We start from the raw sequence: 15,690 nt of genomic DNA, 5'->3' as shown, positions 1-15,690 counted from the left end.
GCCGCCAGCGTGGACGCCTTCATGGATGCCGCGCTCGCGCCCTCGTCTGCACCCTTGCTGTCGATCGAGCTGCGGCATCTGGGCGGTGCGCTTCGTGCCGGGAGCGGCACGGGCGGAGCGGTCTCGACGATCGACGGCGAGGGACTCGTCTTCGCCGTCGGGATCGTCCCCGTCCCGGAGGCTCACGAGCCGGTCCGTGCGGCGGCGCTCGAGGTCGTCCGCCGCTTGCGCCCTCACGCGGCGCCGCGGCTCGTGAAGAACTTCGCGGAACGGCCGGTTGCCGCATCCGACGTGTACGACGAACCCACCCTCGCCCGGCTTCGCGACATCGCTGCCGCGTGGGACCCGGACCGCGTCATCCGCGTCGGCCATCCGCTCGGCTGATTCACACCGCCGTCGACCATTCGCCGGCCATCACAACGACGGCGCACACGAGCGCTGAAACGGCCATCGCCCCCATGAGCCACGCCATCGCGCGGTTGCGGGTGCGCGCCCGCTCGACGGTGAGCGCCACGACGACCATCGCTGCGAACAGCGACGCGGTGAGCACGAGGGCGATCGTCGGAACGAGGATCTGCAGCTGCAGCGTCCCGATGAACAGTGCGATGCAGATCGCGGCGAAGATCGCCCCGGGGATCAGCCATCGTCTGCGCCCGCCCTCCTGCAGCGATCGCTGAGCGCGCACCCGGGTCGGGTCCGGATCGGCCATCGTCGACCTCCCTTCCTCGACGCGCGACGCTACCCCCGCGCATGCGCGCGCCGCACCGGGGTTGACACCCGTCGTCGCGCGTCGCGCCAGCTCGTCGGATCAGTAGACGTCGCGCACGTAGCGCTTCTCGCGGGCCATCCGCGCGAAGTACTCGGTCGCGTCGTCTTCGTCGAGGCCGCCCCAGGTGCGGGCGACCTCGACGAGCGCGCGATGCACGTCGCTGGCCATGCGTGTCGCGTCGCCGCACACGTAGACGTGACCGCCGTCCTCGAGCCATGACCACACGTGCGAGCCCTGCTCGCGCAGGCGGTCCTGCACGTAGACCTTCTGTCGCTGCTCCCGCGAGAACGCCAGACTCAGCTTGGTGAGAAGCCCGTCGCGCTGCCACGACTCGAGCTCGTCGCGGTAGTAGAAGTCGGTCGCGGAGTCGCGCTCGCCGAAGAACAGCCAATTGCGGCCCGCGTGTCCGAGCGCGCGTCTCTCCTGCAGGAAGCCCCGGAACGGCGCGATGCCGGTGCCCGGTCCGATCATGATCATCGGCGCCGTCGGGTCCTCGGGCGGGCGGAAGTGCTTCGTCTGCTGGACGAAGACCGGAACATCGGCGCCGTCGCCGTGATCGGCGAGGAAGGTCGAGCACACGCCGCGGCGCGGCCGCCCCTGATGCTCGAAGCGCACGGCGGAGACGGTCAGCTCCACCTCGTGTGGACTCACCAGCGGGCTCGACGAGATCGAGTAGAGCCGCGGCTGCAGTCGCCCGAGCACGCCGAGCCACTCGTCTGCGCTCGCCGAGACGGGAAGCTCCGCGAGCACATCCACCGCCTGCCGCCCCCACAGCCACTTGTCGAGGTTGAGCGTGTTCCCCTCGCGCAGCAGCGTGGCCAGCTGACGGTCGCGGGTGCGCTCGCCGACGAACCGCAGGAACGGCCGGCCGACGTTCACGATCTCGAGGTGACGCGTCGCCGCCTCGCGCAGCGCGAGCGTGCCGACCCCGTCGAGGTCGACGGCGGCGTCGCCGTCGAGGCCGGTGGCCGACAGCCACGCGTCGACCGCGTGATCACTGTTCACCGGGCGCACCCCCAGGGCATCTCCCGCCCGGTAGGTCAGCTCGTCGTCGACGGCGAGGGAGAAGCGCCGCACGTCTTTGGATGACGCCGTAGCGCTCAGCCGCTCGTTGCGGGTGAGGCGCGTCACCAGCGGCGAGGAGCGGGAATACCGCGTCGCCGTGGGGCTGGCGAGGGGTGGCCGGTCGGCCACGGTGGCCGCCGGTGCCGCATCCGTGCCGATGGCTCGGGCGACCGACTCGTACCAGCGGGTCGGGGCCTTGTCGGCGTCGGGATCGCAGTCGACCCGCGGCACGAGACGCTCGGCGCCGAGCTCGGCGAGGCGTTCGTCGACGCGTCGTCCGTGCCCGCAGAACGCCGAATAGCTCGGGTCGCCGAAGGCGAGCACGGCGAAGCGCACGCCCGGCATGCGCGGTGCCGCCTCGGCCGACAGCTCGCGCCAGAACGCGTCACCGTTGTCGGGGGCGTCGCCGTCGCCGAACGTGCTGCTGACGACGAGCACGACCGGTCGCTCGGCGATCTGCTGCAGCGAGGTGTCGTCCATGCAGACGAGGTCGACGTCGTGCCCGTCGGTGCGCAGTCGTTCGGCGATCTGCACGGCGTGATCTTCGGCGGTGCCGGTCTGCGACGCCCACAGCAGCATCACCCGTTCGCGTGTCTCGGCTGCGGTGGCCGTCGTCGCGGTGCGGCGCGCCAGCATCCCGTTCAGCCAGGCTCGATCGGTCGAGGTGAACGGCGCGGACTCGGGCAGGGTCGCGACGCCGCCGCCCTCCTGCTCGTGCGCCCACAGGAAGCCCTGCAGGAAGGCGCTCTGCTCGGGCGTGAGCGTGGGCGGCGGCACGGGCTGCAGCCCCAGCCCGGTGATCGCCGGTGCGGGCTCGCCGGCGTCGTGCGCCGGGTCGGGCGAGGTCGGCTCGGCGGCCGGCTCCACCTCGAGCGACACGGGAACGGAGGCCTTCGTCACCGCGACGGCGGCGATCTTGAACTCGGGCTGGAACGACAGCGGATCGACGGCGTCGTTCGTCACGGCGTTCACGGCCAGGTACTCCCCGTAGACGTCGTTCCAGTGGAACGGGGCGAACAGCGCCCCGCGCTGCACACGATCGCTCACCGCCGCCGGCAGCACGGCCCGGCCTCGCCGCGACGCGATCTCGACCGCGTCGCCGTCGGCGACCCCCAGCCGCGCGGCGTCGTCGGGGTGGATCTCCACGAACGGCTTGGGGTTCAGCGCGTTCAGCTTGGCGACCTTGCCGGTCTTGGTCATCGTGTGCCAGTGGTGGGGGAGACGCCCGGTGTTCAGCACGAACGGGAAGTCGTCGTCGGGCATCTCCTTCGCCGGCATGTGCGGTCGGGGATGGAAGACCGCCCGGCCGCTCTCGGTCGCGAACGCCAGCGGCGGCACCGTGCCGTCGTCGCGGGTGCGCAGCGGGCTCGAGGTGCCGTCGTTGACGTAGCGGATCGGATGCCGGCCGTCGCCGTCGCCGCTCTCCGGCGGACTCGGCCACTGCACCGGCGTGCGCGCCAGGCGCCCGTAGTCGACGCCGCGCAGGTCGTACCCGGTCTTGGGGTTCGAGAAGGCGCGGATCTCCTCGAACACCTCCGCCGCCGACGCGTACGAGAACGCGTCGCCGAAACCCATCGCGGTCGCAACACCGGCGATGATCTGCCAGTCGGGCATCGAATCGCCGACGGGGTCGGCGGCCTGGTTCAACAGGGTCAGCGTGCGCTCGGAGTTGACCGAGACCGAGGTGGACTCCGCCCACAGCGCCGCCGGTAGCAGCACGTCGGCATAGGCATTGGTCTCGGTCTCGACGAACACGTCCTGCGTGACGACGAGCTCGCAGGCTTCGAGGCCCCGGATCACCGTGCCGCGGTTGGCGACCGAGGCCACGGGGTTGGTGCAGATGATCCAGGCCGCCCGGATGTCTCCGTCGGCCATCTTCTCGAACATCTCGACCGTGCCGCCGCCCACCCGGGTGTCGATCGCGCCCTCCGGCAGGCCCCACACGTTCTCGACGAACGCCCTGTCCTCCGCCGACACCACACTGCGCTGGCCCGGCAGCCCCGGACCCATGTAGCCCATCTCGCGCCCGCCCATCGCGTTGGGCTGACCCGTCAGCGAGAAGGGGCCCGCTCCCGGCCGGCAGATGGCGCCGGTGGCGAGGTGCAGGTTGATGATGGCGTTGGTGTTCCACGTGCCGTGCGTCGACTGGTTCAGGCCCATCGTCCAGCACGACATCCACGCCCCCGCCTCGCCGATCCAGCGGGCCGCGGTGCGCAGGTCGTCCTCGGACAACCCGGTCAGCTCGGCGACGGCGTGCACCGGATAGTCGGCGAGCAGCTCCGGCATCCGCTCCCACCCCTCGGTCGAGGCGGCGATGAACTCCTCGTCGAGCGCACCGTCGTCGTGCAGCAGGCGCAGCAGGCCGTTCATGAGGGCGAGGTCGGTGCCGGGGGCGATCGGCAGGTACAGGTCGGCCTTGTCGGCGGTGGCGGTGCGGCGCGGGTCGACGACGATGAGCTTCGCGCCGGCCTTCACCCGATCCATCATCCGAAGGAACAGGATCGGATGCGTGTCGGCCATGTTCGAGCCGATGACGAAGAAGACGTCGGCGTGGTCGAAGTCGTCGTACGACCCGGGCGGGGCGTCGGAGCCCAGCGACAGCTTGTAGCCGGTGCCGGCGCTGGCCATGCAGAGCCGCGAGTTGGACTCGATGTTGTTCGTGCCGATGAAGCCCTTCGCGAGCTTGTTCGCCAGGTACTGCGCCTCGAGCGACATCTGTCCCGACACGTACAGCGCGACCGCATCGGGGCCGTGCTCGTCGATCACCGCCCGCAGCCGCCCGCCGGTCTCGGCGATGGTCTCGTCCGTCGGCCGTGGCTCCAGAGGCGCGCCGCGCTCCGGCCGCGCCATCGCCGTCTCCACACGACCGCCGGCGGAGAGCATGTCGGCGCTGGTGGCGCCCTTCGTGCACAGCCGGCCGCGGTTGGTCGGATGCTCCTTGTCACCGCGCACCTTCACCACGCGGCGGCGGCCGCTGTCGGGATCCACCGCGACATCCAGCACCATCCCGCAGCCGACTCCGCAGTAGGAGCAGGCCGAGCGCACCGAGGTCGTCGGCGTCAGGGAAAGGGAGGATGTCACGGCGGACCCCGTCTCAGATGCGCACGCCGGCGCGCCGGCCGCCGCGCAGGTAGACGATTCCGGTGAGGGCGAGCATCACCGCGTAGGCGACGACGAACCACGACAGCCCCGCCTCGTACCCGCCGGTCGCGGTCTTCGAGGCGCCGAGCGCCTGGGGGATGACGAACCCGCCGTACGCGCCGATCGCGGAGATGAGCCCGAGTGCCGCCGCGGCCTTGCGCTGCGATCCCATGTCGCCGGCGGTGCGGTGGGCGTCGGCCGAGCCCGCTCGCCACGCGAACACCGTCGGGATCATCCGGTACGTCGCGCCGTTGCCGATGCCGCTCGCGGCGAAGAGCACGAGGAACAGCGCCAGGAAGAGCCAGAAGCTGCCGAGCGGCAGGGTGAGCACCACCGTCACGACCACCACGGCCATGACCGCGAACGAGGCCATCGTCATGGCGGCTCCGCCGAAGCGGTCGGCCAGGCGTCCGCCGTAGGGACGCGACAGCGATCCGACGAGCGCCCCGAGGAAGGCGAGGGACAGCGTCGCCGACCCCACCTGGAAGGTCGAGAACTCGGGGAACTGGTCGGCGATGAGCTTGGGGAACACCCCCGCGAAGCCGATGAAGGAGCCGAACGTGCCGATGTAGAGCACGGCGAGCACCCACAGGTGCGGCTCGCGCAGGGCCGCGAGCGACGCGGCGACGTCGGCCCGCGCGTGCGACAGGTTGTCCATGCGGAGGGCGGCACCGATCGCGGCGACGAGGATGAGCGGCACCCAGATCCAGCCCGCGAGCGGCAGGTTGAGGGTGACGCCGGCACCGATCGTGATGGCGATCGGCACGATGAACTGCGCGACCGATGCGCCGAGGTTGCCGCCGGCGGCATTCAGGCCGAGCGCCCAGCCCTTCTCGCGCTGCGGGTAGAAGTAGGTGATGTTCGACATCGACGACGCGAAGTTGCCGCCGCCGACACCGGCGAGCGCCGCCACGGCGAGCATCACGCCGAAGGGCGTGTCGGGGTTGCCGACGCACAGCGCGAGTCCGATCGCGGGGAGCAGCAGCAGGAGGGCGGAGATGATCGTCCAGTTGCGGCCGCCGAACTTCGGCACCATGAAGGTGTACGGGAAGCGGAGGGTCGCGCCGACGAGGCTCGGCATGGAGATGAGCCAGAAGGTCTGAGTCGTGTCGAACGAGAATCCGGCGGCCGGCAGCGCGACGACCACGATCGACCAGAGCTGCCAGACGACGAAGCCGAGGAACTCGGCGAAGATCGACCACCGCAGGTTCCGCGCCGCGATGGGCCGGCCGACGGTGTCCCACTGCGCACGGTTCTCGGGGTCGTAGCCGTCGAGCCAGCGCCCGGGGCGCGCGACGATCGGCGGCGCCGCCGACGTGTCTGCGGGTGGTGTCGCGACGTGGGTGGGGCGTTCGTCGAGGGATGTCATGGCGGTACTCCTCAGAGGGCTCGAGGCGGGGTGGAGCGTCGGATGAGGGTGGTGCGGCGACGTCGTCAGGGGACGACGTCGGTCGGCCGGTCGTATCGATCGACCACGATCTGGACGAGCTCGGGAGGGACGGGCGGGTCGGCGGTCAGGAGGGGAGCGGTGGTGACATCGGCTCCGGCGCGGGCCGCGAGATCGGCGAAGTAGCCGGGTGCCAGCAGATACGTCGAGACCACGACGCGTCCGCGCGTCGACGCGCGCACGTCGGCGACCGCGTCGGCGACGCGCGGCTGAGCGGCGGAGATGAACGAGGTGGTCACCGGCCGGCCGAGCTCGGCCGACAGCATCTCACCGGTGATGCGGCAGTCCTCGACGGCGCGTTCGTCGCTCGACCCGGCCGCGGCGAGCACGACGGCGTCATCGGTGCGCAGACCCGCTTCACGGAGCCGTCGGGCGAGCACGGTCACCAGGCGCTGGTCGGGCCCGAGCGCGCGCGTCACCGTCACCTCGCGGTCGCTGTCCCCGGCGGCTTCGGCGAGGTCCACGTGCACGTGATAGCCCGTCGACAGCAGCAGCGGCACGATCGTCGCGGACGACTCCGGAGGGAGGCCGGCCAGCACGCTCGGCACGTCGGGCTGCTGCACGTCGACGTGGGCATCCGCCACCGTCAGCTCGCCGCGCGCGGCGCGCACCGCGTCGACCAGCGCGGCCACGGCACGGCGACCGTCGAGGTCGGAGGTGCCGTGGGATGCGGCCACCAGCGCGCGAGCCGGGGCGACCGAGATCGAGCCGTCGGTCTCACGCACCCGCCACACCGGAAGGCTCAGCGCGCCGGGCTTCGTGTAGCACTCGCCGGTCTCGAGGTCGAAGACGTCTTTGTGCAGCGGCGAGGCGATCGTCGCACGGTCGCCGCGGGAGCCCACGATTCCGCGGGACATCACGCAGGCCCCGGTCGCGGGGTCGGCGTTGGAGACGGCCGCGATGCGACCGTCGGGAAGCAGGAAGACGGCGACCTGCTGACCACCGACGAGAGCCGCCTCGCCCCAGCCGGGCTCGAGGTCGCTCCGGCGGCAGACCGGCGTCCACACCGTCGGCGGCGCCGAGCTGTCGAGGATCGCGGATGTCGTGTTCACGCCGTCGACTGTAGGAAGCGCACGTTTCCTGGCGTGTGCCGCGGCCGTGTCGTGGTCGTAACGGTTCCCTCACGCGCCGCATACCCGCACGTGAGGCGCCCGTCACACGGCGTTACGGAGGCGCAACAGCTGTGGAACCGCGCCTGCCTAGTGTGGGGCCCACGCCCGTTCGGTCGGGGCCGATCGGTCCCGTCCCGAACCCAGCACCGAAGCGAGAATCGCATGAGCCCCTCACGTCACGTCATCGTCGTCGGCGGTGGACCCGCAGCCCACCGCCTCGTCGAGTCGCTGCTCGCCCGCGACGACGACGCCCTGCAGATCACGGTCTTCGCCGACGAACCGCATCGTCCCTACGATCGGGTGGCGCTCAGCCGACGGCTCGACGGCACGCACGACCTCACGCTGCCGACCGCGGTGTGGGAGCACGACCGCGTCACACTGCGCACCGGAGAGCGCGTGGAGGCCATCGATCCGACCGCGCGCACCGTGACGACGCCGAGCGGCGTGACCGGCTACGACGAGCTCGTGCTCGCCACCGGATCCTCCGCCACGGTGCCGCCCATCGACGGGTGCGAATCGGGCCGCGTCTACCGCACCGTCGACGACGTCGACGCGCTCGTCGAGGAGATCTCGGCCTTCTCCGCGCGCCACGGCCGAGCCGCCAACGTGCTCGTCGTCGGCGGCGGCCTGCTCGGGCTCGAGGCCGCCGGGGGAGCGGCGCGGCTGGGGGCCAACGCCGCGATCGTGCACTCGGGCCGGTGGCTGATGTCGGCGCAGCTCGACGAGGGCGCGGGGCAGGCCCTCGGCCGCATCATCGCCGCCGCCGGCATCCGGCTACACCTCGGGGTGCGCCCCACGGAGATCCTCACCGGCCCGTCCGGCCGCGTGCTGGGGGCGAGCCTGACCGACGGCACCTCGGTGAGCGCCGACATCGTCGTCTTCTCGATCGGCATCACCGCCCGCGACGAGCTCGCGCGCGACGCGGGCCTCACGCTGGGTGCACGGGGCGGGGTGGCCGTGGACGACACCTGCGCCACGAGTGCGCCGCACGTGTGGGCGATCGGCGAGGTCGCCGCGATCCGCGGCGAGGCGACGGTGGGCCTCGTGGCGCCCGCGAACGCGATGGCCGAGGTGGTGGCCGACCGCATCAGCGGCGGCGAGGCGCTCTTCCCGGGCGTCGACGACGCGACCAAGCTCAAGCTCGCCGGCGTCGACGTGGCGAGCTTCGGCGACGCGATGGCGCGCACCGAGGGGGCCCTCGAGGTCGTCTATGCCGATCCCGCGCGCGGCCTGTATCAGAAGCTCGTCGTCTCGGATGACGCCAAGACGCTGCTCGGCGGCATGTTCGTCGGCGACGCCGCGCCCTACTCGACCCTGCGTCCGCTGCTCGGTCGCGAGCTCGGCGCCGAGCCGAGCGCGTTCCTCGCCGCCGCCGGCGCCGAGCCTCCCGCGGGAGGCGAGCTGCCCGACGACGTGCAGATGTGCTCGTGCAACAACGTGTCGGTGGGGGAGGTGCGCCACGCGGTGCGCGAGGGATGCACCGACCTGGGGGAACTGAAGGCGTGCACGCGTGCCGGCACGCAGTGCGGGTCGTGCGTGCCGCTGGTGAAGAAGCTGCTCGAGACCGAGCTCACCAAGGCCGGCGTCGAGGTCTCGAAGGCCCTGTGCGAGCACGTTTCCCTGAGCCGGGCGGAGCTGTTCGAATCGGTGCGGATCCTCGGCCTCTCCAGCGCCGAGGCCGTCTTCGCCCGGTTCGGCACCGGGCTCGGCTGCGACATCTGCAAGCCGGTGATCGCCTCGGTGCTCGCCAGCCAGACCAACGGGTACATCCTCGACGCGGGGCAGGGTCCCCTGCAGGACACGAACGACCGCGCCCTGGCGAACATGCAGCGCGACGGCACCTACTCGGTGGTGCCCCGCATCCCCGGCGGAGAGATCACGCCGCAGAAGCTCAAGGTCATCGCCGAGGTCGCCGAGCAGTTCGACCTCTACACGAAGATCACCGGCGGCCAGCGCATCGACCTGTTCGGCGCCCGGCTCGAGCAGCTGCCCGAGATCTGGCGCATCCTCGTGGACGCCGGCATGGAGTCGGGTCAGGCCTATGGCAAGTCGCTGCGCACGGTGAAGTCGTGCGTGGGTTCCACGTGGTGCCGCTACGGCGTTCAGGACTCCGTCGGCATGGCCGTGTTCCTGGAGGAGCGGTACCGGGGTCTTCGCTCCCCGCACAAGTTCAAGCTCGGGGTCTCCGGATGCGCGCGCGAGTGCGCCGAGGCGCGCGGCAAGGACATCGGCGTGATCGCCACCGAGCAGGGCTGGAACCTCTACGTGGGAGGCAACGGCGGCTACCAGCCGGTGCACGCGCAGCTGCTGGCCAGCGACCTCGATGACGAGACGCTGGTGCGCTACATCGACCGCTACATCATGTACTACATCCGCACCGCCGACCGGCTGCAGCGCACGGCGCGGTGGCAGGAGGACCTGCCCGGGGGCCTCGACCACGTGCGTGACGTGGTGTGCGAGGACTCGCTCGGCCTCGCCGCCGAGCTCGAGGCTGCGATGGCCTCGCACGTGGGCACGTACCGCGACGAGTGGGCGGCGACCCTCGCCGACCCGGAGCGCCTCAAGCGCTTCCGTTCCTTCGTGAACGCGCCGTCGACACCCGACCCCGGCATCCGCAAGGTCTCCGAGCGCGGACAGAGCCGCCCGGCGTTCGCGCACGAGCGCGTGATGCTCGCCGGCCCGGTGATCCCGGTGCGGGATGCGGCCGCGGAGGAGGTGGGCTGATGCGCGCCGAGATCGACCTCACGGGGCGCCTCGTGCTCGTCGTCGGCCGCGCCGACCGCGCTCGCCGCGCGGTCGCGCGATACCGCGCCGCCGGCGCGAGCGTCGAGGTCGCGGACGCCGACACCGCCCTCGCGCGCCTCGAGGATGCCATCGGCGACGGCGCGGTGCCGGATGTCATCGCGTGGGTCGAGGGCGATGAGCAGACGCGGGATCGCCTGCGAGACAGCGCCCGGATCGCCCGCGCCGTGATGCTCTCCGACGACCCCGTCGCGCCCACGCCGCGCGGGCACGTCAGCCTGATCGGCAGCGGCCCGGGGGATCCGGAGCTCATGACCATCGCGGGGCTGCGCGCGCTCGCCGAGGCCGACGTCGTGCTGCACGATCGGCTCGGCCCCTCGCACGTCGTCGCGGAGTACGCGCCCGGCGCTCTCTTGATCGATGTGGGAAAGACACCCGGACACCACGCGGTTCCCCAGCGCGAGATCGAGCGGATCCTGCTCGAACACGCCGCGCGCGGCCTGCGCGTGGTGCGGGTGAAGGGCGGCGACCCGTTCGTGTTCGGGCGAGGGGGCGAGGAGGTCGTGGCGTGCCGTGCCGCGGGTGTTCCGGTCACCGTCATCCCGGGTGTCAGCAGCGCGGTCTCGGTGCCGTCCGCGGCGGGCATCCCCGTCACCCACCGCGAGGTCTCCCGCGCGTTCACCGTCGTCTCGGGTCATGCGCCGTTCTCCGAGGAGGAGCTCGGGCACCTCGTCGGGCTCGGCGGCACGCTCGTCGTGCTCATGGGCGTGGGCACCCTCCCGCATCTGGCGGCCGGCCTGCAGCGCCACGGCATGGCTGCCGATATGCCTCTCGCGATCCTCGAACGTGGATTCTCCGCCGCTCAGCGGGCGGTCGCCACGACGGTGGGTGAGGTGGTCTCGCTGCTGCCCACGGTCAAGCCGGTCTCGCCGGCCGTCATCGTCATCGGCGAGGTCGTGGGCGTCACCGGGCCGGTGGGGTGGGGGATCGGTGAGATCCTGTGCCAGGATGAGGCTCTCACGGCGCCCGAAGCTCGCGCCGCCGATCTCGCCATCTGACCCGGGAGGTGCGGGTGCACGCGACGCCTGAGGAGACATCCGAACCCACGGTGCCCGGATTCCGAGCGGATCAGCTGGAGGGCTTCCGGATCGGGGTGACCTCGGACCGCCGTTCGGAGGACCTCATCGCGGGGTTCGAGCGTCGCGGCGCGGAGGTGCTCCACGCACCCACGATCCGGATGACCGGGGTCTCCGACGACGCGGTCGTGGTGGCTGAGACGCGTGCGATCATCGAGGCGCGACCGGACTACCTGCTCGCGACCACGTCGTACGGCATGCGGCGCTGGGTGGAGTTCGCCGACGCCGCCGGCGTGGGCGACGACCTGCACGACGTGCTCAGCGACGCACGCATCCTCGTGCGCGGACCGAAGGCCCGCGGCGCGGTGCGGGCCGCCGGGCTCGACGACGTGGGAATGAGTGAACGCGAGACGACCACATCGCTGGTGGACCTCGTGCTGCGCCACGACGTCGCCGGAAAGGTGGTCGCCGTTCAGCTGCACGGCTTCACCGATCAGACCCAGCTCGAGCGCCTCGCTGCCGCGGGAGCCCGCGTGCTCACCGTTGCGCCCTACCGGTGGACGGCCCACGAAGACGAAGCCCGGGTGCTGCGACTGATCGACACGATCTGCGCCGGCGGACTCGACGCCGTCACCTTCACCAGCGCGCCGGCCGTGGAGGCGCTGTTCAACGTCGCGAGCGCGGCCGGCCGACTTGACGCCGTTCAGGCCGCCCTGCGCGAGCGCGTGGTCGCCGCCGCGGTCGGGCCGGTGACCGCCGCGCCGCTCGTGGAAGCCGGGGTGCTCCCCATCGTTCCCGATCGGTTCCGCATGGGCGCCCTCATCCGGCTCGTGTGCGAACACCTGGAGTCATCGGCCGTGCTGCGCGCCCAGACCGAGGTCGGCACGGTGGAGCTCCGCGGCCGTCTCGTGGTCTGCGACGGTCGCTCGGCCGTGCTCGGACCGGTCGCGCTGTCGCTGTTCCGCACGCTCATGATCGCCGAGGGAACGACCGTATCGCGAGGAGAGCTGGCCGAATCGGCGCCGGAGCGGCTGGACGACCACGCCGTCGACGCCGCGATGAGCAGGCTCCGGCAGGCGCTCCCCGACGCCCGGGTCGTCGCGACCGTGATCAAGCGCGGCTACCGACTCGCCCTTCCTGTCTGAGGCCACCGGTCTCGCTGCGAGGTCGCGAGACGCTTGGGCGTGTCGTCGGGCGACGACGTACCGTGGAAGCGGATCGTCATCCGACGGAAGGCAGGGGAATGAAGATCGTCGCGTCATCGGACTGGCGGGACGGTCTCCCGTACGACAAGCCCATCCGGGTGGCCGACGTGGCCGACGGCGAACCGGCGCGCTGCTTCTCGTGCGGCGCCGACTCCGATCCGGTCGCCCGCACCGAACTGTGGGCGGTCAAGCACCGGCATCCGAAGAACCACAGCGGCTACGTGCGGTTCTACTGCAGTGCGCACGTGCCCGCATCCCCGGCCGCCGCGCCCCCGACCACGCCTCGCCGCGGCTCGGCACCGCGCGCGCAGCGTCGCCCCGCCCCGGAGCGCCGTGCCGCACCGCGCCGCGTGAGCTCCGTCGAGCCGATCGCCCGCGCGAAGTGCCCCGACTGCTTCATCGAGGTCTCGGCCACCGGCGAGTGCGGCATGTGCGGGCAGCGCGTGAGCTGACCCGGCGCCGCGCGACATCCGCTAGCGATCGGCTCCGCCGGTCTCAACCCCCTAGCCCTGGTTTCGGAGGCGGGAGAGCGTGGGGAGATGGCATCCCACGACACCGATCTCGCACGCCTGGACGCCTGGTGGCGCGCCGCGAACTACCTCAGCGTCGGCCAGATCTACCTCCTCGACAACCCGCTGCTGCGCCGGCCGCTCGCCGCGGAGCACGTCAAGCCCCGACTCCTCGGTCACTTCGGCACGGTGCCGGGGCTCACCCTGATCTACGCGCACGCGAACCGGGTGATCCGCGAGCGCGACCTCGACGCGATGTTCATCGCCGGTCCCGGGCACGGCGGTCCGGGCATGGTCGCCGCGGCCTGGCTGGACGGAACCTACTCGGAGCTGTATCCCGAGGTCACTCGGGACGCGGAGGGGATGCAGCGCCTGTTCCGGCAGTTCTCGTTCCCGGGCGGCATCCCGAGCCACGCCGCCCCGGAGACACCCGGGTCGATCCACGAGGGCGGGGAGCTGGGGTACTCGCTGAGCCATGCCTACGGGGCGGTGTTCGACAACCCCGATCTGACGGTGTTCTGCGTCGTCGGAGACGGCGAGGCCGAGACCGGGCCGCTGGCGACCGGATGGCACGGGAACAAGTTCGTCGACCCCCGCACCGACGGAACGGTCGTGCCGATCCTGCACCTGAACGGCTGGAAGATCGCGAACCCGACGGTGCTGGCGCGCATCCCCGAGTCGGAGCTGACGGACCTGCTGCGCGGATACGGCCACGAGCCGATCTTCGTCACCGTCGACGCGGCGAACCCGCACGGCGAGGTGCATCACCGCATGGCCGAGGCGATGGACGAGGCGCTCGATACGATCGCGCGGCAGCGGAGCGACCTGACCGTCGTGCGTCCGCGCACGCCCATGATCGTGTTGCGTTCGCCGAAGGGCTGGACCGGACCCGTCGAGGTCGACGGTGAGCCCGTCGAAGGCACGTGGCGCGCCCACCAGGTGCCGGTCGACGCCGCACGCGACGACGACGAGCACCGCCGCATCCTCGAGGGCTGGATGCGCTCCTACAGGCCCGAGGACCTCTTCGACGACGACGGACGCCCCGTCGACGCGATCGACCGGGCCACGCCCCAGGGCACCCGGCGGATGTCGGCGAACCCGCACGCCAACGGCGGCCTACTGCGACGTGAGCTCGACCTGCCGGACATCGCCGATCACCTGTCGGGTCTCGAGCCGGACGGCTCCGCCGAACGCTCGGCCATGGGCGAGCTCGGGCACTATCTGGCCGAGGTGATCGAGCGCAACCCGACGGACTTCCGGCTGTTCGGACCCGACGAGACCGCGTCGAACCGGCTTGCGCCCGCGGTGTTCGAGGCGAGCGGGAAGCGGTGGAACGCCGGCTCCGACCCGCGCGACGAGAACCTCTCGCGCACGGGGCGCATCATGGAGGTGCTCAGCGAGCATCAGGCGCAGGGCTGGCTCGAGGGATACCTCCTCACCGGCCGGCACGGGCTCTTCGCGACGTACGAGGCCTTCGTGCACATCGTCGACTCGATGTTCAACCAGCACGCCAAGTGGCTGGAAGCGGCCTCCGGCATCCCGTGGCGAGCACCGCTGTCGAGCTTCACCTACCTGCTCTCCAGCCATGTGTGGCAGCAGGATCACAACGGCTTCACCCATCAGGATCCCGGCTTCCTCGACCTCGCCGTGAACAAGCGCGCCGACGTCGTGCGCGTCTACCTCCCGCCGGATGCCAACACGCTCCTGGCGACCGTCGACCACTGCCTGCGCACCACCGACCGCATGAACGTCGTCGTCGCCGGCAAGCAGCCGGCACCGCAGTGGTTCACCCCCGACGAGGCGCAGCGCCATCTCGCCCGCGGTGCGAGCCGGCTCGCGTGGGCGGGCACCGACGCGGACGGGGTGGATGCCGTGCTCGCCTGCGCGGGAGACGTTCCGACCGAAGAGGTGGTCGCCGCGGCACGGCTGTTGCGCGAGGAAGCGCCGGGACTGCGGGTGCGGGTGGTGAACGTGATCGACCTGATGCGGCTGCAGACGCCCTCGCAGCATCCGCACGGCATGGACGAGGAGTCCTTCGACGAGCTGTTCCCGCCGGAGGTGCCGATCATCTTCGCCTTCCACGGCTACCCCTGGCTCGTCCACCGCCTCGCGTACCGGCGCGCGGCGCATCCCCACCTCCACGTGCGGGGCTACACCGAGCGGGGCACGACGACGACGCCTTTCGACATGCGCCTGCTCAACGACATCGACCGGTACCGGCTGGCGGCCGACGTGCTCGATCGTGTTCCCGGAGCCGCGGATCGCCACGCTCCGCTCCGGGCACAGCTCGACCGGCGTCGGGAGGAGGCGCGCGCCTACACGCGGGACCACGGGGTCGATCATCCTGCGGTCGCCGGCGGGGCCGAGCGAGGAGCGTCTAGCTCACCGACCGGCACAGTTCAACCCATCGACGCCGGGTGATCAGCACACGTACCGTCGGAGAATGAGAAGCGAGGGAGCGTGATGCGTCGGCACCAGTTCGTCATCGACGACAGGACGTACGTCGTCTCCGAGGAGGACCTCGCCGAAGACACCAAGCAGGCGGTGCTCGAGGCGGTGCGCGATGGCGGCGGCTACGTCGAATTCGCGACCACCGAGGCCACGGTCACCGATGTGCTGATCAC

General features: G+C 71.6%; 9 protein-coding genes and 1 pseudogene. 6 read left to right on the top strand and 4 right to left on the bottom strand.

The genetic code is table 11. The annotated features are described in order from the left end of the window. Nucleotides 1–384 (top strand): annotated as a pseudogene (locus B4E30_RS15480) (hypothetical protein); the annotation flags it as partial. A gap of 1 nt (nt 385) precedes the next feature. Here the strand turns inward: B4E30_RS15480 and B4E30_RS15475 are convergent. The 4 genes from B4E30_RS15475 to nirD all read right to left on the bottom strand — a co-directional run bounded on the left by B4E30_RS15475 (nt 386) and on the right by nirD (nt 7,474). Further along, complete coding sequence (locus tag B4E30_RS15475) at nt 386–709, bottom strand: hypothetical protein (RefSeq protein ID WP_286796081.1); 324 nt, start codon at nt 707–709, stop codon at nt 386–388. A 99-nt stretch (nt 710–808) separates the two neighbouring features. After that, complete coding sequence (locus tag B4E30_RS15470) at nt 809–4,915, bottom strand: bifunctional nitrate reductase/sulfite reductase flavoprotein subunit alpha (RefSeq protein WP_286796078.1); 4,107 nt, start codon at nt 4,913–4,915, stop codon at nt 809–811. A 13-nt stretch (nt 4,916–4,928) separates the two neighbouring features. Beyond that, entirely contained in the window at nt 4,929–6,344 is a 1,416-nt protein-coding gene (locus tag B4E30_RS15465; RefSeq protein ID WP_286796075.1) for an MFS transporter, read from the bottom strand. Nucleotides 6,345–6,409: 65 nt separating this feature from the next. Then, nucleotides 6,410–7,474: a nitrite reductase small subunit NirD gene (gene nirD, locus B4E30_RS15460; RefSeq protein ID WP_348670285.1), complete on the bottom strand. Its 1,065-nt coding sequence runs from the start codon at nt 7,472–7,474 to the stop codon at nt 6,410–6,412. A 222-nt stretch (nt 7,475–7,696) separates the two neighbouring features. On the opposite strand from nirD, the gene nirB reads away from it, so the two are divergent. The 5 genes from nirB to B4E30_RS15430 all read left to right on the top strand — a co-directional run bounded on the left by nirB (nt 7,697) and on the right by B4E30_RS15430 (nt 15,487). Beyond that, complete coding sequence (nirB, locus tag B4E30_RS15450; RefSeq protein WP_286796073.1) at nt 7,697–10,258, top strand: nitrite reductase large subunit NirB; 2,562 nt, start codon at nt 7,697–7,699, stop codon at nt 10,256–10,258. Further along, nucleotides 10,258–11,334: a uroporphyrinogen-III C-methyltransferase gene (cobA, locus tag B4E30_RS15445; RefSeq protein WP_286796070.1), complete on the top strand. Its 1,077-nt coding sequence runs from the start codon at nt 10,258–10,260 to the stop codon at nt 11,332–11,334. The genes nirB and cobA overlap by 1 nt, the downstream gene beginning before the upstream one ends. 14 nt (nt 11,335–11,348) lie before the next feature. Beyond that, complete coding sequence (locus tag B4E30_RS15440) at nt 11,349–12,497, top strand: uroporphyrinogen-III synthase (RefSeq protein WP_286796068.1); 1,149 nt, start codon at nt 11,349–11,351, stop codon at nt 12,495–12,497. 98 nt (nt 12,498–12,595) lie between these two features. Further along, the gene (locus B4E30_RS15435; RefSeq protein ID WP_286796067.1) at nt 12,596–13,009 is read left to right on the top strand and encodes a glucose-6-phosphate dehydrogenase; all 414 of its coding nucleotides are present in this window, start codon (nt 12,596–12,598) and stop codon (nt 13,007–13,009) included. Between the two features lie 87 nt (nt 13,010–13,096). Then, nucleotides 13,097–15,487, top strand: coding sequence for a phosphoketolase family protein (locus tag B4E30_RS15430; RefSeq protein WP_286796065.1), 2,391 nt, complete (start codon nt 13,097–13,099; stop codon nt 15,485–15,487). Nucleotides 15,488–15,690: the final 203 nt, after the last annotated feature.

Origin of the sequence: Microbacterium sp. UBA3394 (genome assembly GCF_002358725.1) — a bacterium.
Classification (GTDB): Bacteria; Actinomycetota; Actinomycetes; order Actinomycetales; family Microbacteriaceae; genus Microbacterium; species Microbacterium luteum.
The sequence above is the reverse complement of the archived record's forward strand: the minus strand, read 5'-3'. Positions and strand labels throughout refer to the sequence as shown.